This is a genomic window from Sandarakinorhabdus cyanobacteriorum (assembly GCF_002251755.1).
In the GTDB taxonomy this organism is placed as follows: Bacteria; Pseudomonadota; Alphaproteobacteria; order Sphingomonadales; family Sphingomonadaceae; genus Sandarakinorhabdus; species Sandarakinorhabdus cyanobacteriorum.
This window is the reverse complement of sequence record NZ_NOXT01000107.1, coordinates 44,105-65,671: the sequence shown is the minus strand read 5'-3', so window position 1 is coordinate 65,671 and position 21,567 is coordinate 44,105. Positions and strand designations below refer to the sequence as shown.

The window sequence follows — 21,567 nt, the reverse complement described above, 5'->3', positions numbered from 1 at the left end:
GCTGGAATCCCAAACCCGCTCATGCCGAGCTTGTCGAGGCAAGCGCCAAGTGCGGTCGGTGCCTCGACAAGCTCGGCATGGGCGGCTCAATCAAACTGCAATCGACCCTAGCACAGGGCGGCGGGGACTCGGCACGACTGCAAAGGGGGCGGCAACTGACCGTCCGCATTCGCGCCGCATCATACCCAGCCCGCTCATGCCGAGCTTGTCGAGGCACGCGCCAAGTGTGTTCGATGCCTCGACAAGCTCGGCATGAGCGGTCCAATCCATCTCCGATCAAGTCTAGCCGAATTTTCCCGCGGTGCGCCAACCGCCACCCGCGCCAGACCTGCGGTCACCAACGCCGCCCCGTGCAGCCACCGCCGCACCAGCTGCGGTCACCGCGCCTCCAAATGCGGCCACGCTTTTGGCCACTTCCGCCACGCCCCAACTACTGATTCGACCGGAAAGTCAAAGGGAGCGTTGTACGGCAGGCCATTTTTCCTTGCATGTTCAGAGACTTGGGGGCGCCCTGTCCTACACGCAGGCAAAAATGGCAAAATCAGCCGTTCCTTGAAATTTCCGCACCCGGCACCGCTGCCATCACATGTGGATGGGCTTGCCCGTCACCGCCATGGCCGCTTCCTTCAGCGCTTCCGAATGGGTCGGATGGGCGTGGCAGGTCAGCGCGATATCCTCGCTCGATGCGCCAAACTCCATCGCCTGCGCGGCCTGGGCGATCATCGTGCCGGCCATGGCGCCGATGATGTGGACGCCCAGCACCCGGTCGGTCTTCGCATCGGCCAGGATCTTCACGAACCCGTCGGTGTCGCGGTTGGTCTTGGCGCGGCTGTTGGCGGCAAACAGGAACTTGCCGGCCTTGTAGGCGATGCCTTGCGCCTTCAGCTCCTCCTCGGTCTTGCCGACGGTGCCGACTTCGGGATGCGTATAGACCACGGCCGGGATCACGGCATGGTTCACATAGCCGGCGAGGCCCGCGATATTGTCGGCGCAGGCCAGGCCTTCGTCTTCGGCCTTGTGGGCCAGCATCGGGCCTTCCACCACGTCGCCAATCGCCCAGATGCCGGGCACGGCGGTGGCGAAATGATGATCGATGGGGATGCGCCCCTTGGCATCGAGCGCAAGGCCGGTGGCCGCAAGGTTCAGGCCATCGGTGTTGGGCCGGCGGCCGATGGAGAGCAGGACGACATCGGCCTCGATGCTTTCGGCAGCACCGCCAGCGGCCGGCTCAACAGTGACCATGGCCGCATTGCCATTGCGGGTCACGCTTACCACCTTTGTTGAGGTTTTCAGCACAAGGCTCTGTTTTTTCAGGATACGGGCAAAGGCATCGGCCACTTCGACATCCATCGCCGGCACGATACGCGGGGCATATTCCACCACCGTGACCTTCGCGCCCAGACGCCGCCAGACGCTGCCCATCTCAAGGCCGATATAGCCGCCGCCAATCACCACCAGATGGCCCGGCACCTTGGGCAGGCTCAGCGCTTCGGTGGAGGTGACGATCACCTCCCCATCCGGCGCCATGCCGGGCAGCAGCGCCACTTCGGAACCGGTGGCGATGATGAAGTTCCTGGCGGTGACCGTCCGCTCACCCACTTTCACTGATTTGGCATCGACAAAGCTGGCTTCGCCCTTGATCCATTCCACCTTGTTCTTCTTGAACAGCATCTCGATGCCGCCGGTCAACTCCTTGACCGCCTTGTCCTTTTCACCCAGCAGGGCAGACAGGTCGAAGCTGATGTTGTCGGCCTTCACGCCGAACTTGGCGAGATGCCCGCCGGCCAGTTCCTCATAAAGATGGCTGCCATTCAGCAGCGCCTTCGACGGGATGCAGCCGACATTCAGGCAGGTGCCGCCCAGCGTGCCGCGCTTTTCGATGCAGGCAACCTTCAGCCCATGCTGCGCCGCGCGGATGGCGGCGACATAGCCGCCGGGGCCGCCGCCGATGACGACGACATCAAATTCGAAGCTGGCCATGGTCTGGCTCCTTAAAGGTCGATCAGCAAACGGGCTGGATCTTCAATGGCTTCCTTGACGCGAACCAGGAAGGTCACCGCCTCCTTGCCGTCGATCAGCCGGTGATCGTAGGACAGCGCCATATACATCATCGGGCGGACGACGATCTGGCCACCCCGCACCACCGGCCGGTCCTCCACCCGGTGCAGGCCGAGGACGCCCGACTGCGGCGGGTTGAGGATGGGGGTGGACAGCAGCGAGCCGAACACGCCACCGTTGGAAATGGTGAAATTGCCGCCCTGCATTTCCTCGATCTTCAGCGTGCCCTTGCGGGCGCGCTCACCGAAATCGGCGATCTGCTTTTCAATCTCGGCAAAGCTCTTGGCCTGCGCGTCCTTGAGGATCGGCACAACCAGGCCGCCCGGCGAGGAGACGGCGATGCCGAGGTCGGCATAATCCTTGAACACGATCTCGTCGCCTTCGATCGCGGCGCCAACGGCCGGCACATCCTTTAGCGCCAGCACCACGGCCTTGGCAAAAAACGACATGAAACCAAAGCGAACGCCGTGTTTCTTCTCGAAATGATCCTTGTACTTCGCCCGCGCCTCGATCACGGCCGACATGTCCACATCGTTGAACGTGGTCAGCATGGCGGCGGTGTTCTGGGCTTCCTTCAGGCGGCGCGCGATGGTCTGGCGCAACCGGGTCATCTTCACCCGCTCCTCGCGCCGCGCGGCCGGGGCCGCGACAGCAACCGGCGCAGCCGCAACCGGGGCGACGGCGGCCGATTTCACCCGGGCGGTGCCGGCTTCGATGGCGGCGAGCACATCGCCCTTGGTCAAGCGGCCATCCTTGCCAGTGCCGCTGATGCTGGCCGGATCAAGGTTGTAGGTGTCGATCAGGCCGCGAACGGCCGGGCTGATGGCGTCATAGGCCGGCGCCTCCACCACCGGCGCCGGCGCGGCAACGGGGGCTGCAACCGGGGCCGCTGCGGGCGCCGGTGCCGGGGCAGCGGCGGCGCCGCCTTCGAGGATGCGGGCGATCAGCGCGCCCACCGTCACCGTGTCGCCGGGCTGGAACATCTGTTCGCCCATCACGCCGGCCACCGGCGCCGGCACTTCCACGGCCACCTTGTCGGTTTCCAGCGCCACGATCGGTTCATCAGCGGCCACCGCCTCGCCCGGCTGTTTCAGCCACTGGCCCACGCTGGCTTCGGTGATGGATTCGCCCAGGGTGGGCACGATGACATCAGTGGCCATGTTCTTGCCTTCTTACTTCTTCTTGAGACCGCCGCGGATCGCGGCCTTGACTTGGGTCGAGGTGGCGCCCAGCGCCTCGGCCACCAGCTTGGCCTGTTCGGCGTTGTGGCGTTTCAGCAGGCCGGTGGCGGTGGCGGCGGCGGCGGCGCGGCCGGCATAGACCGGGCGGCGGCCCAGCGCCTGTTCGATGCGCGGGGCAATGAAGCTCCAGGCACCGCCGTTCTGCGGCTCTTCCTGAGCCCAGACCACGGTTTCCAGATTGGGGAATTTGGCGGCATATTCGGCCACGACATCGCCCGGGAAGGGATAAAGCTGCTCGACACGGAGCAAATAGACATCGTCGCGGCTGTCCTTCTCGGCAGCGTCGAGCAGGTCATAATAGACCTTGCCGGTGCACAGCACGAGCCGCTTGATCGCCTTGGGATCGCAGGGCTTCAGATCGTCGAGGCAGCGGTGGAAGGTGGTGGCGGGGCCCATTTCCGCCAGGTTGGACACCGCCCGCTTGTGACGCAGCAGCGACTTGGGCGTGAACACCACCAGGGGTTTGCGGAAATCACGCAGCATCTGCCGGCGCAACAGGTGGAAGAAATTGGCCGGCGTGGTGCAGTTGGCGACCTGGATATTGTCTTCCGCGCACAGGCTGAGGAAGCGTTCGACGCGTGCCGAGCTGTGTTCCGGGCCCTGCCCTTCGTATCCGTGCGGCAGCAGCATGACGAGACCGTTGGCGCGCAACCACTTGATTTCGCCCGATACGATGAACTGATCGATGATGGTCTGGGCGCCGTTGACGAAATCGCCAAACTGGGCTTCCCACAGGATCAGGCTTTTCGGATCGGCCAGCGCATAGCCATATTCAAAGCCGAGCACGCCGAATTCGGAGAGCGGGCTGTCCAGCACCTCGAAGCGGCTGTCCATCGCCTTCAGCGGCACATAGCGGCTGCCGTCCTTCTGATCGGTCCACACCGCGTGGCGCTGGCTGAAGGTGCCGCGGCCGCAATCCTGGCCCGAAAGCCTGACGCCATAGCCATCCTTGAGCAGCGAGCCAAAGGCCAGCGCTTCGCCCGTGGCCCAATCGACATTGGCGCCGGTGGCAAACATCTCGGCCTTGGCATCGAGCACGCGGGCGAGCGTGCGGTGGATATTGAAGCCATCGGGCACGGTGGTGAGCTGCTTGCCCAGTTGGTGCAGTTCGGTCATCGACACGCCGGTCATCGCGGCGCGGCGGCTGTCGATCGCCTCCTTCGGCCGGCCCAGTCCCGCCCAGCGGCCACCAAACCAATCGGCAGCATTGGCCTTGAAGCCCGCGGCGGCATCGAATTCGGTTTCCAGCATGGCGACATAGGCATCGATCATCGCCTTGTAGCCATCGGCCGGCACCACGCCTTCGCGCGCCAGGCGCTCGGCATAAATCTCGCTGACCGGGCGCTTCTTGCCGATCACCGCATACATCAGCGGCTGGGTGAAGCTGGGCTCGTCGCTTTCGTTGTGGCCAAAGCGCCGATAGCACCACATGTCGATCACCACATCGCGGCCAAAGCGCTGGCGGAATTCGGTGGCGACCTTGGTGGCATAGGTCACGGCCTCGGGATCATCGCCGTTCACGTGGAAGATCGGCGCCTGCACGATCTTGGCCACATCCGACGGATAGGGCGAAGAGCGGGCGAATTGCGGGCTGGTGGTGAAGCCAACCTGATTGTTCACCACGAAATGGATGGTGCCACCGGTGTTGTAGCCATTGAGGCCGGAGAAGCCGAAGCATTCGGCCACGATGCCCTGGCCGGCAAAGGCGGCATCGCCGTGCAGCAGCACCGGCATCACCTGGCGGCGGGCCTCATCGCCCATGATGGTCTGGATGGCGCGCACCTTGCCCAGCACCACCGGGTCCACCGCTTCCAGGTGGGACGGATTGGGCACCAGCGACAGGTGCACACGGTTGCCATCAAATTCGCGATCGGTGCTGGTGCCGAGGTGATATTTCACATCGCCCGAACCGCCGACATCATCGGGATTGGAGGAGCCGCCGGCAAATTCGTGGAAAATCGTGCGGAACGGCTTCTGCATCACGTTGGCCAGCATGTTGAGCCGGCCGCGGTGCGGCATACCGAAGACGATTTCGGTAACGCCCAGCTGGCCGCCGACCTTGATGATCGATTCCATCGCCGGGATCATCGCTTCGGCGCCATCAAGGCCAAAGCGCTTGGTGCCGACATATTTGCGGCCCAGGAATTTCTCATACTGTTCGGCTTCGACCAGCTTGTTCAGGATGGCGCGCTTGCCGTTGGCGGTGAAGTGGATTTCCTTGTCGCGCCCCTCGAACTTCTCCTGCAGGAAGCGGCGTTCCTCCACATCGTTGATGTGCATATATTCGAGGCCGACATTGCCGCAATAATTGCGCTGCAGGATGCCGACAAGCTCGCGGATGGTGGCCGTTTGCAGGCCGAGCGCGCCACCGATGTGGACGGGGCGATCAAGATCATTCGGGCCAAAGCCATGATAGCCCGGCGTGAGATCGGCCGGCAGATCGCGGACGGCAAGGCCGAGCGGATCGAGATTGGCAGCAAGGTGGCCACGCACGCGATAGGTGCGGATCAGCATCAGCGCGCTGATGGCATCCTGGGCGGCCCGCGCGATCTCTTCCAGGCTGGCACCGGCAGCGGCGGCCTGGGCGGCGGCCTTGCCGGCGGTCTTGGCGCTGCTTTCGGCGAACATGCCGGCCGCATCCAGGCCACGTGTCAGATCATCGGCCGGCAGGATCGGCCAGTTTGGCCTGGCCCAACTCGGCCGCGGCCGGTCATCGGCGCCGGGCAGCAGGGCTTCATTGTCCATCGTGGCAGTCCTTAACTCTGGCCTCAGCTCTCGCGATTCTGCCTTGTTTAACGGCACATGGCGGGAATGTCATGACAAACTGTCGCATGCCGGCCATGCAAGGAGGGCATGCGGGGGTCTGTCCTCCCCCTGTGGGGGAGGCGCCCGCAGGGCGGAGGGGGGCGCCCCGCCCCTCCATCGCCTTCGGCGGCCCCCTCCCCGCCCTTCGGGCAGGGAGGATCAATCAGCCCTTCAGCACCTCAACCAGGGTTTCGCCCAGCAGCGACGGCGACGGCGACACGCGGATGCCGGCGGCTTCCATCGCAGCAATCTTGCTTTCGGCATCGCCCTTGCCGCCCGACACGATCGCGCCGGCATGGCCCATGCGGCGGCCGGGAGGCGCGGTGCGGCCGGCAATGAAGCCCACCATCGGCTTCTTGCGGCCACGCTTGGCTTCGTCGATCAGGAACTGGGCGGCCTGTTCCTCGGCGTCGCCACCGATTTCGCCGATCATGATGATGGACTTCGTCGCCTCGTCGGCGAGGAAAAGTTCCAGCACGTCAATGAAATTGGTGCCGTTGACCGGGTCACCGCCGATGCCAACGGCCGTGGTCTGGCCCAGGCCGACGTTGGTGGTCTGGTGCACGGCCTCATAGGTGAGCGTGCCCGAACGCGAGACGACGCCGACGCTGCCCTTGCGGAAAATGTTGCCCGGCATGATGCCGATCTTGCATTCGCCGGGGGTGAGCACGCCGGGGCAGTTCGGCCCGATCAGGCGGGTCTTCGAACCTTGCAGGGCGCGCTTGACGCGCACCATGTCGAGCACCGGAATGCCTTCGGTGATGCAGACAACCAGCGGGATTTCGGCGGCAATGGCTTCGCAAATGGCGTCAGCAGCGCCGGGCGGCGGCACATAGATGACCGAGGCATCAGCACCCGTGGCTTCGCGGGCCTGGGCCACGGTGTCAAAGACCGGCAGGCCGAGGTGGGTGGAACCGCCCTTCCCCGGCGCGGTGCCACCGACGACCTTGGTGCCATAGGCGATGGCCTGTTCCGAATGGAACGTGCCCTGCTTGCCGGTGAAGCCCTGCGTGATGACGCGGGTGTTTGCATTGACGAGAATGGACATGGCTCAGGCGGCCTTCTTCACTTCGGCGACGATCTTGGCCGCCGCATCACCCAGATTGTCGGCCGAGACGATTGGCAGGCCGGAGTTGGCGAGGATTTCCTTGCCGAGTTCGACATTGGTGCCTTCCAAGCGCACCACCAGCGGCACCGCGAGGCTGACCTCCTTGGCCGCAGCGATGATGCCTTCGGCAATGATGTCGCAGCGCATGATGCCGCCGAAGATGTTGACCAATATGCCCTTCACTGCCGGATCCTGCAGGATCAGCTTGAAGGCGGCCGTCACCTTTTCCTTGGTGGCGCCGCCGCCGACATCGAGGAAGTTGGCCGGCTCGGCGCCGTTCAACTTGATGATGTCCATGGTGGCCATGGCGAGGCCGGCGCCGTTGACGAGGCAGCCGATGTCGCCATCCAGCTTGATGAAGGCCAGATCATATTTGCTGGCTTCCACTTCCGCCGGGTCTTCCTCGGTCAGGTCGCGCAGTTCGGCCAGATCGGGGTGGCGGTACATGGCGTTGCTGTCGAAGCCGACCTTGGCATCAAGCACCATCAGCTTGCCATCATCGGTAATGGCCAGCGGGTTGATTTCCATCTGCGCCGCATCGGTGCCGATGAAGGCGGCATAGAGGCGGGTGGTGACATGCTCGGCCTGCTTGGCGAGATCGCCGGTGAGGCCAAGCGCAGCGGCCACGGCGCGGCCATGATGGGGCATGATGCCGGTGGCCGGATCGATGGTGATGGTGTGGATCTTTTCCGGGTGGTGATGGGCCACCTCTTCAATGTCCATCCCGCCTTCGGTGCTGGCGACGATGGCAATGCGGCCGGTGGCGCGGTCGACCAGCATGGCCAGATAAAGTTCCTTGGCGATATCCACGCCGTCGGTGACGTAGAGGCGATTGACCTGCTTGCCGGCCGGACCGGTCTGGATGGTCACCAGCGTGTTGCCCAGCATGTCGGTGGCGGCGGCGCGCACATCATCAGCCGAACGGGCCAGGCGAACGCCGCCCTTGGCTTCCGGGGGGAGTTCCTTGAACTTGCCCTTGCCGCGCCCGCCGGCGTGGATCTGCGCCTTCACGATGTAGAGCGGGCCGGGCAGCTTGGCTGAGGCAGCCACCGCTTCATCAACGCTCATCGCGGCAAAGCCGATCGGCACCGGAACGCCGAACTTGGCCAGCAATTCCTTGGCCTGATACTCATGAATGTTCATTGAAAATCCTCACCCCTCGATCGCCGTGATGCTGCCCCTGGTTCAGGCCAGCGACGGATCGATGCCCTTGCAGGCCGCCAGCAGTTCCTTCACCGCATCCACGCTCACCTGGAAATTGGCCTTTGCCGACGGCGACAATTCGATCTCGACCACGCGCTCGACGCCACCGGCACCAAGGATGACCGGCACGCCGACATAAAGATCGGACACGCCATATTGGCCGGTCAGGTTCACGGCGCAGGGCAGCAGGCGCTTTTGGTCATAGAGATAGGCCTCGGCCATCTCGATGGCGCTGGTGGCCGGCGCATAATAGGCGCTGCCGGTCTTCAACAGCGCGACGATCTCGCCGCCGCCCGAACGGGTGCGCTGCACGATGGCATCGATACGCTCCTGCGTGCTCCAGCCCATCTTGATCAGATCGGGCACCGGAATGCCGGCAACGGTCGAGTATTCGATCACCGGAACCATGGTGTCACCATGGCCGCCGAGCACGAAGGCGTTCACATCCTTGACGCTGACCTTGAACTCATCGGCGAGGAAGTGGCGGAACCGGGCAGAATCAAGCACGCCGGCCATGCCGCAGACCATGTGATGCGGAAGGCCCGAAAACTCGCGCAGCGCCCACACCATGGCATCCAGCGGGTTGGTGATGCAGATCACGAAGGCGCCCGGTGCTTGGGTCTTGATCCCCTCACCCACCGCCTTCATCACCTTCAAATTGATGCCCAGCAGGTCATCGCGGCTCATGCCCGGCTTGCGGGCAACACCGGCGGTGACGATGATCACATCGGCACCAGCAATATCGGCATAATCGTTGCTGCCCTTCAGATTCACGTCAAAGCCTTCGACCGGGCCACACTGGGCCAGATCGAGCGCCTTGCCCTGCGGCACGCCGTCCACCACGTCGAACAGCACGATATCGCCCAGCGCCTTCTGCGCGGCGAGGTGCGCCAGGGTGCCGCCGATGTTGCCGGCGCCGATCAGGGCGATTTTCTTGCGAGCCATGGGGTGGGCCTTTCTCTCTTGAGTCGGTCAGAATGTCGCAGGTTGGATAGAGGCTGGCGGCCCAGTGTGCAACCGCAGCAATTCCCTATCCGGGCAAAAGAGGGAGGCCGTTTCAGCCGCCGTGGCCAAGCGCCAGATAATCCGCCGACTGCATCTCCATCAGGCGGCTGACGGTGCGTTCGAATTCGAAACTGGAATCGCCGGCAGGATAGAGATCGGCCGGCTCGGCATCGGCCGCGGCGATCAGCTTGACGCGCCGTTCGTAGAGTGCGTCGATCAGGTGGATGAAGCGGATCGCCTCGTTGCGGTTCTCAGGGTTCAGGCGCGGGATGCCGACGATGATCAGCGTGTGATAATGGCGGGCGATCGCCAAATAGTCGGCCGCGCCCAGCGGCTGCCGGCACAGCCGGGCAAAGCTGAACACCGCAACGCCCTTCAGGGATTTTGGCACATGGAGCAGGCGGCCACCGCCGACCGGCAGCTCGGCCGAGGGCACATGGGCACGATCTTCCGGGGGATAATCGGTGAGCCGGAAGAAGGCGGCCGAGCAGGCGGCCGTGGCCTCCGGACCATTGGGCACATGCCAGGTGGCGCCGCCGCCCAGGCGCTGCAGCCGGTAATCGGTGGGACCATCCAGGGTGATCACGTCCATCCGCTGCCCAATCAGATCGATGAAGGGCAGGAACAGGTGGCGGTTGAGGCCGTTGAGATAGAGATCCTGCGGCGGGCGGTTGCTGGTGGTGACGATGGCGGTGCCACGCTCCATCAGGGCGGTAAACAGGCGGGACAGAATGGCCGCATCGGCAATGTCCTTCACCTGCATTTCATCGAAGCACAGCAGTCTTGCCTCGGCCGCGATGGCATTGGCGACGCTGATCAGCGGGTCCGTCTCGCCAGCTTCGCGGGCGGTGTGGATGCGGCCATGCACATCCGCCATGAACTCGTGGAAATGGGCACGAAGCTTGGGGCTGACAGCAGACGCGGCAAAGAACAAGTCCATCAGCATGGACTTGCCGCGACCCACCCCTCCCCAGACATAGACGCCCCTGGGCGGCACCGGCGCGGCCTTGCCGAACAACCGGCCAAGCAAACCGGGTGCCGGGGCCGGGCAGACCAGATCCGCCTCCAGCGCGGCCAGGCGGCGGGCCACGGCGGCCTGGGCGGGATCGGGTTTCAGTTCCCCCGCCGCCAGCAACTGGTCATAACGGGTGAGAAGATCAGTCAACCTGGGTTTCGCCCGGCCTTGTGGCATGGCCTTCGCCGGTTGGCCTCGCGGTGCGGGGGATCTTGCGCATCGTGCCGGTAAAGCTGGCGAGGTTGACACCATCCTGCGTCACCAGCCCGCGCACGAACAGCATCTTGCCGGTTTCCTTCAGGATCTCGCCATGCGCCTCAATGGGCTTGCCGACGATCCCGGCCGAAAGGAAATCCGTGGCGCACGACAGGGTGACGGCGGCGCTGTTTTCCAGCTGACGGAAAATGAAGGCGAACATCGCCATATCGATGAACGACATGATGAAGCCGCCGTGGAGATAGCCCAAGCCATTCGAATGCTTGCGCGCGGTTTCCATGCGGCATTCGACGCCGCGCGCGCCTTCGCGGAAATAAAAATCGCCGAGCATGGAAGCAAAGCGACCATCCGGATCCCGGCGCCAGACAGTCCAGCCCGCATTGGGCCCTTCGGTAATGGTTTCGCGTGACATGGCCGGGCGGTTAGCGCCGCATATGGCCGCCGTCCAGTGCGCAAATGCAGACCGGGCGGCGGCGTTTCATCAGCGCCGAACGGGCACCAGGGCGGTGCTTTCGCCCTTGCCCACGTTCCTGGCCTCTTCGGCGATCCGACGGTCCTGATGACGCTTGGTGGCAACAATCAGGCCGCAGAAGAGGAAGGCCAGGTAAGCTGAGTCGGTGTTGCTTACCACGGAACAGTTGATTGTATAACCAATCAACCCAACCGCAGCAGCGCCTGCATATTCCTCATACTCGTTGGCGGCACGCAAGAAGCATCGAATACCGAGCCAGGCGCAGCGCAGGAACATGCCGAAATAGGCAATGAAGCCAAGATAGCCGAGATCGACGAGCATGTTGATATAGAGACTGTCAACGATCTTATTGCCGCGGACATCCACGCCAACGAACTCGATTGAATTACCAGCACCGACCCCAACGGGATTTTTGGCCAACTGCGCCCAAGCATTTGCCCATTGCTTCTCGCGCGCCAGGTTGCTGCCGGCATGCTGCTTTCCGCCAAAGACGTACATCTGCGCCCGGTGGCTGGTGGCCAGCACGCCGCCAAGCATGCCAACGGCCATCAGCACCATCATGCCCCGGATACCGAACTTCAGCGCATCGCGGCGGCTGCCATTGGCAATGCTGCGTGCCACGGTCATCACCGAGAAGCAGACCAACGGCACGATCAGCGCGATGATGGCGGTTCGGGCATTTGCGAACCAAGCGGTGTGAAGCACCAACACGATCAAGGAGAGCCCTAGGATCCGGAAGCGACCGGTCATGCGCGTCATGGCATAAAGAACCATCGGCATCACCAGGCTGAGATAGAGCGTATAGTAAAGCACAACCGGGAAGGTTGAGCGTATGCGATAGCGCGTATCGCCGACGCGGGCCTGGGGGGAAAGGATGCGGGCCAGCCAGTCTTCATCAATCCGCATGAAAGACGGGATGTTTTCCGCCCAAGGCGGAATCTGCATATAGTTTTCCAGCACCGCAACCAGCATTGAATAAATCGCAACGCAGGTGACCACGGCATAAATCGGTTTGAAATACTTTGGGTTGTGAAGGAAAGCTGCAGCCCCGATCACCGCGGAAAAATTCATGACATCCTGCAACGCCCAATAAGACGCAGTTTCAGCTGGTCCGGGCGACAGCGGCAGAACGATGAAATTCAAGCATTCATACAAGAGAAAAAGGCTGATGGCGATGCGATCATAGCCCAGCGTATCCACAATCTGGCTGCGGACACGCCCACGTTGCGGATAATAGATCAGCATCATCGCAAGCAGCACGGCCAGGATCAGCCGCGGCGGCGTGATCCATGGCAGGCCGGGAATCACGATGGCAATATAGGACGGCCAGACAATGATACTGGCAATGAAAGTGAGCAGCACCGGCAGGAATGGAAGATCGGCAGTTTCACCGCGACTGTGCGTGTCGGCATCGGGCAGCAGCCAGATCACCACGCCCAGCAGGCCAAGGATTGGCAACGAAACGGTTTTCAGCACCTGGGTGCCGCCAACAGTCGCGAGCGCACTGCCATAGACGATCATCGCCATCATGAGGCAGATCAGCACCAACTTGAATACCGGAAACCACGGCCGGAATTCCAGCCGGTTGTAGGGCGCCATGATGCGCGTGGAGCGCCGCATCACCGCAGTCCGGCTTGCCAATGCCATGCTCACCTGGTTCACCCCATCACTTCGCCACGGTGGCCAAAACACGATCACCGACCGGTTGCTGATACGGCCGGGCCACACGATGGTTGCTGGCTATCGGTAACACGGGGCCATGTTGCACCGCAAGATGGCCCCGTCCGGCTCAGCCGGCGCGTTCCAGCATCATCAGCTTGATTTCGGCGATCGCCTTGGCCGGGTTCAGGCCCTTCGGGCAGACGTTGGCGCAGTTCATGATGGTATGGCAGCGATAGACACGGAACGGGTCCTCCAGCGCATCCAGGCGCTCGCCGGTCATCTCATCACGGCTGTCGGCCAGCCAGCGATAGGCCTGCAACAGGATGGCGGGGCCGAGGAACTTGTCGCTGTTCCACCAGTAAGACGGGCAGGCGGTGGAGCAGCAGGCGCACAGGATGCACTCATACAGCCCGTCGAGTTTCTCGCGCTCTTCAGGCGACTGGATGCGCTCTTCCCCAGACGGCGCCGGAGTCACGGTCTGCAGCCAGGGCTTGATGCTGGCATATTGGGCATAGAAATGCTTGAAATCAGGGACGAGGTCCTTGATCACCTCCATGTGCGGCAGCGGAGTGATCACCACCTCGCCCTTCACCTCCTCGATCGGCTTGGTGCAGGCCAGCGTATTGGCGCCATCGATGTTCATCGAGCAGGAACCGCAAATACCTTCTCGGCAGGAGCGGCGGAAAGTGAGCGTGGGGTCCACCTCGTTCTTGATCTTGATCAGCGCGTCCAGAACCATCGGGCCGGTGGCATCGAGATCGAGCGCGTAGGTGTCATAGCGCGGGTTCTGCCCATCGTCCGGGTTCCAGCGATAGATCTTGAAGCTCTTGGTCCGCGTCGCGCCAGCGGGGGCCGGATAGGCCTTGCCGTTGCCCTTGATGACGCTGTTGGGGGGGAGGGAGAATTCAGCCATGGTCCATTACCGCCTGATCAATAGGTCCGCGCCTTGGGCTTGATATATTCGATCTCGTCCGACAGCGTGTAGGTGTGGACCGGGCGCTTGGCGAGTTCCACTGCGCCATCGCGGAACCAGCCGAGGCTGTGCACCATCCACTGATCATCGTCGCGATTGGGGAAATCCTCGTGCATGTGGGCGCCGCGGCTTTCGTGGCGGTTGCGGGCCATGTGCATGGTCAGCACGGCCTGGCCGATCATGTTGTCCAGTTCCAGCGTTTCGATAAGATCGGTGTTGAACACCATCGAACGGTCACTGGTGCCGATATCGGCCATGCGCTGATAGACGGCGTCGATCTTGCGCACGCCTTCGTCGAGGATTTCGCTGGTGCGGAACACGCCGGCATTGGCTTGCATCGTCTTCTGCATGGCGAGGCGCACCTCGGCTGTGCTGGAACCGCCCTTGGCATGGCGGAAGCCATCGAGGCGGCCCAAGGCGAAATCGGCATTGTCGGCCGGCAACTTCTGGTGTGGGGCGTTCGCCTTCTGGATGTTGGCAATGCGATGCGCGGTGGCGCGGCCGAAGACGACCAGATCGATCAGGCTGTTGGACCCGAGGCGGTTGGCGCCATGCACCGAAACGCAGGCGGCTTCGCCCACGGCGAATAGGCCGGGCACGACCTGATCAGGGTTGCCATCCTTCAGGGTGACGACTTCGCCGTGATAATTGGTCGGGATACCGCCCATGTTGTAGTGGACGGTCGGCACCACCGGGATCGGCGCCTTGGTCACATCGACACCGGCAAAAACCTTGGCGGTTTCGGAAATCCCAGGCAGCCGCTGGGCCAGCACGCTGGCATCAATGTGGTTGAGGTGCAGGTGGATATGGTCGCCTTCGGCACCAACGCCGCGACCTTCGCGGATTTCCATGGCCATCGACCGCGAAACCACGTCGCGGCTGGCCAGATCCTTGGCCGACGGGGCATAACGCTCCATGAAGCGTTCGCCCTTCGAATTGGTGAGATAGCCCCCCTCCCCGCGCGCGCCTTCGGTGATCAGCACGCCGGCGCCATAGATGCCGGTGGGGTGGAACTGCACGAATTCCATGTCCTGCATGGCAACGCCGGCACGGATGGCCATGCCGCCGCCGTCACCCGTGCTGGTGTGGGCAGAGGTGGCGGAGAAATAGCAGCGGCCATAGCCACCGGTCGCCAGCACCGTCTGGTGGCTGCGGAAGCGATGGATGCTGCCGTCTTCCATGTTGAGCGCGATGACGCCCTTGCACTTCCCGTTCACCATGATCAGATCGATGGCGAAATATTCGATGTAGAAATCGCAGCTGTACTTCAGGCTCTGCTGGTAGAGCGCGTGCAGCATGGCGTGGCCGGTGCGATCGGCTGCGGCGCAGGTGCGCTGGGCGGGCGGGCCGGCGCCCATGTTCTGCATCATGCCGCCGAACGGGCGCTGGTAGATGCGCCCCGCTTCGGTGCGGCTGAACGGCACGCCGAAATGTTCCAGTTCATAAACGGCCGCCGGGGCTTCGCGGCAGAGATATTCGATGGCGTCCTGGTCGCCCAGCCAGTCCGAACCCTTCACCGTATCATACATGTGCCAGGTCCAGTGATCCGGCCCCATGTTGCCCAGCGCGGCCGCAATGCCGCCCTGCGCTGCCACCGTATGGCTGCGGGTGGGGAACACCTTGGTGATGCAGGCGGTTTTCAGGCCAGCTTCGGCGATGCCCATGGCCGCACGCAGGCCGGAGCCGCCGGCCCCCACCACAACGGCATCATAAACGTGATCGATAATCTGATAGGCTTGCACCACGTGGAAATCCTCAGGCGGCAGGCAGGGCGATCTTCAGCACCGAGAACAGTGCGAAAGCCGCCAAGACGAACGTGTAGAAATTCAGCGCGAGCATGGCGATGACGCGCTTTGACCCATGGAGATAATCCTCCAGCATCACCTGAACGCCCAGGCGGAAATGCCAGAAAACGCTGACGACCAGCAGGCACATCGGCACTGCCACGATCGGTTGCGACAGCCACAGGCGCGCGCTGGCATAATCAAGGCTGGGCAGCCGAGCGAGGCTGAAGGCGAACCACAGCACCAGGAACAGGCTGGCTACCGCTGTCACGCGCTGCAGCCACCAGTGGTGGACAACGCCGCCGCCAGCGGCACCAAGGCCGCGGACCTTGCCGAGTCGAGTCCCATTGCCCATGATCAGAGCCCCTTGCCGAGAAGGATATAGGCCCAGAAGGCCAGGGTGGCGGTCGCGCCAAACACGAAGGCGCCTTGCGCCATGCGGCGCGAGGTGACGAGGTCATAACCTTCGCCGGCATCCATGATGAAGTGGCGCAGCCCGCTGCCCATGTGCTGGAACATCGCCCAGGTCAGGCCAAAGCCGACAATCACGCCCAGTGGCGAGAAGACCACATCCTGGAAGAAGCGATAATATTCCGGACCGCTGGCCAGAGCCGCCAGCCACCAGGCAAAAATGACCACGGCACCAAAGGCCAAGGCATGGCCAGTGACGCGGTGGACGATGGAGACCGCCATATGCACCCGCCATTTCCAGATGGTGAGGTGCGGGCTCAGCGGGCGCGGAGCGGGCGCGGTTGGACGAGAAGCCATTGATCCCCCTTTCGCCCAGCACCGGGTATCCCGGCGCCGGCGTGATCATCACATCAGCGCTTTCATAACGCGCTGGCGCTGCGGTGCAACAGAGAAGCCACTGCCACGTTCAGCCGCACTGGATGAGGACGGTCCGTTCCAGGCCGGCATAACGATGCACCAGCGCGTCGCGATAGGCATCATTGGCCATCATGTTCAGGAAATGCTGCCGGCTGGGATAGCGGACCAGCAGCAGCTTGTCCCAATCGGTTGCATCGCTGCCAGCTTGACCGATGAAGACCTGTTCGCACGGGCCATCATACAGCACCTCGGCCTGGCTGATGGCTCCGACGGCCACGGTGAAGGCGTGCTGGTAGCGATCATAGGCGGCCTTTCCCGAACACGCGGCCATGCCCAATTCGGGCGGATAATCTGCGGTTTCGCGGAATTTCAACAGATTCATCATCACCACCGGTCCGTCGCGACCATGATCGCGCAAATGCCGCACCTGGTCGCGGGTGGGATCGATTCGGGCATCGTGGTTGCTGTGGTATGGGATGGCCATGTCGGGACTCGCGGTTGTGGACAATCGAGCGTAGCATGCGCTCCAAGACCGCCAAGAGGCGGCGAACATGGGGAGGATATCATGGCGACTCTGTCACCCGCAGCCGGCCTTGATGTGCCGTTGTCGGCCATCGATGTGTCGGACGCGACGCTTTATGCCACCGACAGCTGGCGGCCGGTGTTCGCTCGCCTCCGGGCCGAGGCACCGGTGCATTTCCAGCCCAACAGCCCGTTCGGCCCCTATTGGAGCGTGAGCCGCCATGCCGACATCATGGCGGTGGAGGCCCGGCCCGACATTTTTTCGAGCAGCCATGAATTCGGCGGCATCACCATCCTGGACCTGTTTGACGAATTCAACCTACCGCAGTTCATCGCCATGGACCGGCCCAAGCACAGCGAGCAACGCCGCGTGGTGGCGCCGGCCTTCGGCCCGTCGGAAATTGCCCGCATGGCCGTGGAAGTGCGGCGGCGCACGCAAGAACTTCTCGACAGCCTGCCGGTGGGAAGCGAATTCTATTGGGTGGATCAGGTATCGATCGAACTCACCACACAAATGCTGGCGATCCTGTTTGATTATCCTTGGGAAAAGCGCCGCGATCTGACCCTCTGGTCGGACTGGGGTGGCGATATCGAGGCAGCGATCAACCCGGCGACCAATCTGATCCGCCACCAGCATATGCTGGACATGACCCACGCGCTCGACGCGCTGATGGCGGAGCGCAAGGCCAAGCCACCTAATGGTGATCTGATCAGCGCCATGGCCCACAGCGAAGCCATGGGCGACATGCCGTTCAAGGAACGTACGGGCAATTACATCTTGCTGATCGTTGGCGGGAACGACACCACGCGCAATTCGATGTCGGGCCTGGTGCAGGCTTTCAATCGTTTTGATAGCGAGTGGGCCCGGCTGGAAGCCGATGCCAGCCTGATCCCCAATGCGGTGAGCGAATTGATCCGCTGGCAGACGCCGCTGGCCCATATGCGCCGCACCGCGCTGGCCGACGCCGAAATCGCCGGCGTGCCGGTGAAGCAGGGCGATAAGATCGTGCTGTGGTACATCAGCGGCAACCGGGATGAAGAGGTGTTCCCCGATGCCGAGCGCTTTGATGTCGGCCGTGCCAACGCCCGGCGGCACCTGTCATTCGGCTTTGGCGTGCACCGCTGCGTCGGCGCGCGGCTGGCCGAACTGCAATTGTCGGTGCTGATTGAGGAATTGCTGGCGCGCCGGCTGTTTCCGCGCCAGACCGGCCCGGCCGAATATGTGCCGCAGGCGTTCGTGCATGGTTTCCGCAAGCTGCCGGTTGTGCTTGAACGGCACTGATGCCGAAGATTGATCCCGCCGCCCTGCCCGTCAACCGAGGCTCCAACTATCTGCCGCCCTATCAGGAGGCGGTGGCCGGCCGCGTTTGGCAGGCCGTGGCTGCGGCCGGTGAGTTGACGCAGTTTGGTGCCAATCTGGTCACCTTGGAGCCCGGTGCCTGGTCGAGCCAGCGCCATTGGCACAGTCATGAAGACGAGATGGTGGTGATGCTGGCTGGCGAGGCGGTGCTGGTGGAGGAGGATGGCGAAACGCTGCTGCGGCCGGGTGACATCGCCTGCTTCCCGGCCGGCAGCGCCAACGGCCATCATCTGCAGAACCGCAGCGCCCTGCCCTGCCGATTCCTCGCCATCGGCACGGACCGGATCGAGATCGACGAATGCCATTACCCCGATATCGACATGCACTTGGATCCCCAAGGTTTTCGGCGCAAATCATGATGGCGCGGCGCCGTTTTTTGGCCGCTGGCTTGGCCAGCCTGCTGCCAGCCCGCTTGGCAGCCAGCCCGCTGCGACAGGGTGCAACAGCACCAGGTATCCGCATCGCGCCTGACCGCGAAGCCATGGTGGCTGTGCCTGGCGGGCGCATTTATGTGCGGGTCAATGGTGCGCTGGATGGGCCGCGGCCGCCGATCCTGTTCATCCACGGCGGGCCGGGCGGATCGCACTGGGGCTGGCTCAACGCCACGGCATTGGCCGACGAGCGCGCGGTGATTCTCTATGATCAGCTGGATTGCGGCCGGTCAGACCGGCCGGGCAATCCGGCCAATTGGACGGTGCCGCGCTTCCTCGCCGAGATCGAGGCGATCCGCACGCACTTCGGCATCGCGCGGTGGCATGTCCTGGGCGGCAGTTGGGGCGGCACGTTGGCGCTGGAATATGGCGCCACACGGCCGGCGGCCCTGGCCGGGCTGGTGCTGCAATCGCCGCTGGTGGCAACATCAGTGTGGCTGGAGGATGCGGCGTTGCTCAAAGCCGGCATGCCTGCCGATGTGCGGCAGCTGCTGGATGCCTGTGACACGCCGGGCGCGGCCCCCGAAGCCGCCTGCCAGGCCGCCACGGATGCCTTTTATGCGGCCCATGTGCGCCAGGTGATGCCGCCGCCAGCCATAGCCGCCTATCGCGATGCCCTGCCAGCGCCCTTTGCCGCCGGGCTCTACACCCATATGTGGGGCCGCGCCGAATTCACCTGCACCGGCACATTGAAGGACTATAATGGGCGGCCGCTTCTGGCCCGGCTGAATGGCCCGCGCAGCCTGTTTGTGGCCGGCATTGATGACGAGGCCCGGCCGGACACCGTCCGCCGCTTCGCCGATCAGGCTGGCGCCCAATTTGCAGCGGTACCGGGCGCGGCCCACAGCATCATGCTTGACAATCCAGCCGCTTATCTCGCCCTGCTCAGGCCGTGGCTGAAGCGGCAAGACGCTTGAAGGTGGAATAGCGCGGGTTGTCCACGGCGCATCTGGCCTGTGCAATGGCCAGCAATGCATCGATCAGGCCAGGTGTCGTTTCGCCCTTGCGGCCGTCGCGAAGATCGGCACACAGGTTGGCACGCAGCGTATCGAGGCTGTCATCCTGGCCCATAACCCCGGCCAGCAGCGCCTGTTCCCTTGCCTGAGGAGCCTGGGCAAGCTCGCGCGCCACGATGGCCAGGGCGTTTTGCGCCACCTTGGCATGAAAGGCGCGTCGGCCCGACAGTTCGGATTCCAGCTCGGCCAGGAAGAGCTGCACTGCTTCGATCAAGGTGGTGGCTTCGATCTGTTCGGCCATCACAGGCTCCCGAACTTCAGCAAGTGCATCAGGTCAAGCTCCACCTCGCTCACACGGCGGCCGATTGCAGCGCGCTCCACATTGCGCAGCCGGCCCGACACATGGTCGTCGCCCAATTGCAGGCAGGCAATCCCCCATTTCAGCGTGCCCCACACTTCCCACACATGGGCGCGCGCCCGGTCCACCGGGCCACCGCCGGCGGCTTCATAGGCCTGATAAAGGGCATCGCGTTCGCCAAAGCCGCCCGCAGGCTTGTCCCACAGGCCAAAGCGCCAGGCGTTGCAGCACAGCCAGCCCAAATCCTCGTGCCCGTCGCCCAGATGCGCCAATTCCCAATCCAGCACCGCCACCAGTCCATCGGGCGCCACGAGGAAATTGCCGGAGCGGAAATCGCCGTGAACGATTGCCGTTGCCGGCCGATCCTCCACCCGTTCCTTCAGCCAGGCAAACCCCAGGTCGAACACCGGGGAATCGACCGCGAAGCGCCGATAATTGGCGAACATGCGCGCCAACCCCTCCGCCGTGCTGCCGGTCGGCAACTTGAGGCCAGCCGTGTTGGCCAGCGGCAGTCGGTGCAACCGGGCCAGCACGGCAGCGCATTGACCGGTAAGGGTGGCGCGCGCCGGGGCATATTCCGGCAGCTTCAGCCATTTCGGCGCCAGCGCCTCGCCCGGCAGCCGCGCCATGATGAAACCCTCACCCAGGCCATCCTCGGGACCGAGCACCCGCACCACTTCGGCCACCGGCAGACCGGCCTCGAACGCGATCTGCTGCAATCGGGCCTGATCGGCCCGCGGCAACCCGCCTTCTGGCACACAACCGGTGGCGGCGCACTGCAGGATCAGCGGCCAGGGCTGGCCATCGCGCACCGCGTCCACGGCATAGGTGGCCGACGATGCCCCGCCTGACAATTGCTCGATCCGCACCACATCGGCGCCAATCAGCAGGGCCACATGATCAGGCGCGGGCGTGGCCATCAATCACTGACCAGGCGGGCATAAGACAATTCATCAAACCATTGATTGCCATCGCGCCAGCTTTCGACAAAGCGACCTTCCAGCCGGAACCAGTTGCGTTCCAGCACACGCTGGGCAGCACGGTTGCGCACATCGGTCACCGCCATAACCCGGCGTCGGCCACGATGGAACAACAGCCGCACCATGGCGCCAACCGCCTCACTGGCAATGCCCTTGCCGCGCTGCGCGACATCGACGGCAAAGCCGATTTCGGCCGTGGCGTTGAACGGCGGCGAAAAACGGATGCCAAGATCTCCGATCATGCTGCCATCCTTGGCCAAGATACTGAATTGTTGCCACCCATCGGAATCAGGAGCGGCGCGGGCCTGCATGGCGGCAATCATGGCGACGCTTTCATCCATGCTGCGAGTCACTGGATCATAAGGGGCACTGGCACGGATGATGTGCCATTCACGGGCCTCCGCAACGCGCATCGGGCGGATGAACAGGCGATCCGTGCTGATTTCCCACTCCGACATTGCGGCGCGACCTTTCCTCTGGCGGGCTTTGCGATCCGCTGTTTTGCAGTTTCGTTGCAGACCGGCAACAGTGCGGCAGGCTTGTTGGGGCTTGCCTTGCAAAAAGATTGATGACCTGCAATCCATGATAAG

The 21,567-nt window shown here is 63.5% G+C and carries 20 protein-coding genes; 3 read left to right on the top strand and 17 right to left on the bottom strand.

Annotation, left to right across the window (positions count from 1 at the left end; translation table 11 throughout):
- Positions 1-582: 582 nt before the first annotated feature.
- The 14 genes from lpdA to CHU93_RS08465 form a co-directional block, all read right to left on the bottom strand.
- A complete protein-coding gene (gene lpdA / locus CHU93_RS08530; RefSeq protein WP_094473667.1) occupies positions 583-1,980 on the bottom strand; it encodes a dihydrolipoyl dehydrogenase in 1,398 nt (465 codons plus the stop codon).
- Between the two features lie 11 nt (positions 1,981-1,991).
- Positions 1,992-3,218: a 2-oxoglutarate dehydrogenase complex dihydrolipoyllysine-residue succinyltransferase gene (gene odhB / locus CHU93_RS08525; protein ID WP_094473666.1), complete on the bottom strand. Its 1,227-nt coding sequence runs from the start codon at positions 3,216-3,218 to the stop codon at positions 1,992-1,994.
- A 12-nt stretch (positions 3,219-3,230) separates the two neighbouring features.
- A complete protein-coding gene (locus CHU93_RS08520; RefSeq protein WP_094473665.1) occupies positions 3,231-6,044 on the bottom strand; it encodes a 2-oxoglutarate dehydrogenase E1 component in 2,814 nt (937 codons plus the stop codon).
- Positions 6,045-6,267: 223 nt separating this feature from the next.
- Positions 6,268-7,152 (bottom strand): succinate--CoA ligase subunit alpha, encoded by an 885-nt coding sequence (gene sucD, locus CHU93_RS08515; protein WP_094473664.1) that lies wholly within the window; start codon positions 7,150-7,152, stop codon positions 6,268-6,270.
- A 3-nt stretch (positions 7,153-7,155) separates the two neighbouring features.
- Positions 7,156-8,355 carry an ADP-forming succinate--CoA ligase subunit beta gene (sucC, locus tag CHU93_RS08510; RefSeq protein WP_094473663.1) on the bottom strand — a complete coding sequence of 400 codons (1,200 nt, stop codon included), beginning with the start codon at positions 8,353-8,355 and terminating at the stop codon, positions 7,156-7,158.
- A 42-nt stretch (positions 8,356-8,397) separates the two neighbouring features.
- Positions 8,398-9,360 (bottom strand): malate dehydrogenase, encoded by a 963-nt coding sequence (gene mdh, locus CHU93_RS08505; protein ID WP_094473662.1) that lies wholly within the window; start codon positions 9,358-9,360, stop codon positions 8,398-8,400.
- A 112-nt stretch (positions 9,361-9,472) separates the two neighbouring features.
- Entirely contained in the window at positions 9,473-10,585 is a 1,113-nt protein-coding gene (zapE, locus tag CHU93_RS08500) for a cell division protein ZapE (protein WP_094473661.1), read from the bottom strand.
- On the bottom strand, positions 10,578-11,063 hold the full coding sequence (locus tag CHU93_RS08495) for a PaaI family thioesterase (protein ID WP_086117997.1): 486 nt from the start codon (positions 11,061-11,063) through the stop codon (positions 10,578-10,580). Before CHU93_RS08495 ends, zapE begins: the two co-directional genes overlap by 8 nt.
- 69 nt (positions 11,064-11,132) lie before the next feature.
- Positions 11,133-12,770: an O-antigen ligase family protein gene (locus tag CHU93_RS08490; RefSeq protein WP_243375438.1), complete on the bottom strand. Its 1,638-nt coding sequence runs from the start codon at positions 12,768-12,770 to the stop codon at positions 11,133-11,135.
- A 142-nt stretch (positions 12,771-12,912) separates the two neighbouring features.
- Positions 12,913-13,698, bottom strand: coding sequence for a succinate dehydrogenase iron-sulfur subunit (locus CHU93_RS08485; protein ID WP_094473659.1), 786 nt, complete (start codon positions 13,696-13,698; stop codon positions 12,913-12,915).
- Positions 13,699-13,715: 17 nt separating this feature from the next.
- Positions 13,716-15,503 carry a succinate dehydrogenase flavoprotein subunit gene (gene sdhA / locus CHU93_RS08480; RefSeq protein ID WP_094473658.1) on the bottom strand — a complete coding sequence of 596 codons (1,788 nt, stop codon included), beginning with the start codon at positions 15,501-15,503 and terminating at the stop codon, positions 13,716-13,718.
- A 10-nt stretch (positions 15,504-15,513) separates the two neighbouring features.
- Positions 15,514-15,897 (bottom strand): succinate dehydrogenase, hydrophobic membrane anchor protein, encoded by a 384-nt coding sequence (sdhD, locus tag CHU93_RS08475; protein WP_094473657.1) that lies wholly within the window; start codon positions 15,895-15,897, stop codon positions 15,514-15,516.
- Between the two features lie 2 nt (positions 15,898-15,899).
- A complete protein-coding gene (gene sdhC, locus CHU93_RS08470) occupies positions 15,900-16,310 on the bottom strand; it encodes a succinate dehydrogenase, cytochrome b556 subunit (RefSeq protein WP_094473656.1) in 411 nt (136 codons plus the stop codon).
- Between the two features lie 109 nt (positions 16,311-16,419).
- Entirely contained in the window at positions 16,420-16,854 is a 435-nt protein-coding gene (locus CHU93_RS08465) for a DUF1330 domain-containing protein (RefSeq protein WP_094473655.1), read from the bottom strand.
- A gap of 81 nt (positions 16,855-16,935) precedes the next feature.
- On the opposite strand from CHU93_RS08465, the gene CHU93_RS08460 reads away from it, so the two are divergent.
- From CHU93_RS08460 to CHU93_RS08450, 3 genes are read left to right on the top strand one after another with little or no spacing between them, the layout of a single operon-like run.
- Complete coding sequence (locus CHU93_RS08460; RefSeq protein WP_094473654.1) at positions 16,936-18,174, top strand: cytochrome P450; 1,239 nt, start codon at positions 16,936-16,938, stop codon at positions 18,172-18,174.
- Positions 18,174-18,611 (top strand): cupin domain-containing protein, encoded by a 438-nt coding sequence (locus tag CHU93_RS08455; RefSeq protein ID WP_094473653.1) that lies wholly within the window; start codon positions 18,174-18,176, stop codon positions 18,609-18,611. The genes CHU93_RS08460 and CHU93_RS08455 overlap by 1 nt, the downstream gene beginning before the upstream one ends.
- On the top strand, positions 18,608-19,600 hold the full coding sequence (locus CHU93_RS08450; RefSeq protein WP_243375435.1) for a proline iminopeptidase-family hydrolase: 993 nt from the start codon (positions 18,608-18,610) through the stop codon (positions 19,598-19,600). The genes CHU93_RS08455 and CHU93_RS08450 overlap by 4 nt, the downstream gene beginning before the upstream one ends.
- Here the strand turns inward: CHU93_RS08450 and CHU93_RS08445 are convergent.
- The 3 genes from CHU93_RS08445 to CHU93_RS08435 are packed head-to-tail and all read right to left on the bottom strand — an operon-like array spanning position 19,569 to position 21,435.
- Positions 19,569-19,940, bottom strand: a complete 372-nt coding sequence (locus CHU93_RS08445; protein WP_094473652.1) for a DUF6285 domain-containing protein — start codon at positions 19,938-19,940, stop codon at positions 19,569-19,571. The genes CHU93_RS08450 and CHU93_RS08445 overlap by 32 nt on opposite strands.
- The gene (locus tag CHU93_RS08440; protein WP_094473651.1) at positions 19,940-20,917 is read right to left on the bottom strand and encodes a phosphotransferase family protein; all 978 of its coding nucleotides are present in this window, start codon (positions 20,915-20,917) and stop codon (positions 19,940-19,942) included. The genes CHU93_RS08445 and CHU93_RS08440 overlap by 1 nt, the downstream gene beginning before the upstream one ends.
- Positions 20,917-21,435 carry a GNAT family N-acetyltransferase gene (locus CHU93_RS08435; RefSeq protein ID WP_165768666.1) on the bottom strand — a complete coding sequence of 173 codons (519 nt, stop codon included), beginning with the start codon at positions 21,433-21,435 and terminating at the stop codon, positions 20,917-20,919. Before CHU93_RS08435 ends, CHU93_RS08440 begins: the two co-directional genes overlap by 1 nt.
- Between the last annotated feature and the right edge of the window lie 132 nt (positions 21,436-21,567).

Bases quoted from the DNA above. Each gene is read 5' to 3' on its own strand.
- lpdA (WP_094473667.1), bottom strand. From the start codon at position 1,980: ATGGCCAGCTTCGAATTTGATGTCGTCGTCATCGGCGGCGGCCCCGGC.
- odhB (WP_094473666.1), bottom strand. From the start codon at position 3,218: ATGGCCACTGATGTCATCGTGCCCACCCTGGGCGAATCCATCACCGAA.
- CHU93_RS08520 (WP_094473665.1), bottom strand. From the start codon at position 6,044: ATGGACAATGAAGCCCTGCTGCCCGGCGCCGATGACCGGCCGCGGCCG.
- sucD (WP_094473664.1), bottom strand. From the start codon at position 7,152: ATGTCCATTCTCGTCAATGCAAACACCCGCGTCATCACGCAGGGCTTC.
- sucC (WP_094473663.1), bottom strand. From the start codon at position 8,355: ATGAACATTCATGAGTATCAGGCCAAGGAATTGCTGGCCAAGTTCGGC.
- mdh (WP_094473662.1), bottom strand. From the start codon at position 9,360: ATGGCTCGCAAGAAAATCGCCCTGATCGGCGCCGGCAACATCGGCGGC.
- CHU93_RS08495 (WP_086117997.1), bottom strand. From the start codon at position 11,063: ATGTCACGCGAAACCATTACCGAAGGGCCCAATGCGGGCTGGACTGTC.
- CHU93_RS08490 (WP_243375438.1), bottom strand. From the start codon at position 12,770: ATGGCATTGGCAAGCCGGACTGCGGTGATGCGGCGCTCCACGCGCATC.
- CHU93_RS08485 (WP_094473659.1), bottom strand. From the start codon at position 13,698: ATGGCTGAATTCTCCCTCCCCCCCAACAGCGTCATCAAGGGCAACGGC.
- sdhD (WP_094473657.1), bottom strand. From the start codon at position 15,897: ATGGGCAATGGGACTCGACTCGGCAAGGTCCGCGGCCTTGGTGCCGCT.
- sdhC (WP_094473656.1), bottom strand. From the start codon at position 16,310: ATGGCTTCTCGTCCAACCGCGCCCGCTCCGCGCCCGCTGAGCCCGCAC.
- CHU93_RS08465 (WP_094473655.1), bottom strand. From the start codon at position 16,854: ATGGCCATCCCATACCACAGCAACCACGATGCCCGAATCGATCCCACC.
- CHU93_RS08460 (WP_094473654.1), top strand. From the start codon at position 16,936: ATGGCGACTCTGTCACCCGCAGCCGGCCTTGATGTGCCGTTGTCGGCC.
- CHU93_RS08455 (WP_094473653.1), top strand. From the start codon at position 18,174: ATGCCGAAGATTGATCCCGCCGCCCTGCCCGTCAACCGAGGCTCCAAC.
- CHU93_RS08450 (WP_243375435.1), top strand. From the start codon at position 18,608: ATGATGGCGCGGCGCCGTTTTTTGGCCGCTGGCTTGGCCAGCCTGCTG.
- CHU93_RS08445 (WP_094473652.1), bottom strand. From the start codon at position 19,940: ATGGCCGAACAGATCGAAGCCACCACCTTGATCGAAGCAGTGCAGCTC.
- CHU93_RS08440 (WP_094473651.1), bottom strand. From the start codon at position 20,917: ATGGCCACGCCCGCGCCTGATCATGTGGCCCTGCTGATTGGCGCCGAT.
- CHU93_RS08435 (WP_165768666.1), bottom strand. From the start codon at position 21,435: ATGTCGGAGTGGGAAATCAGCACGGATCGCCTGTTCATCCGCCCGATG.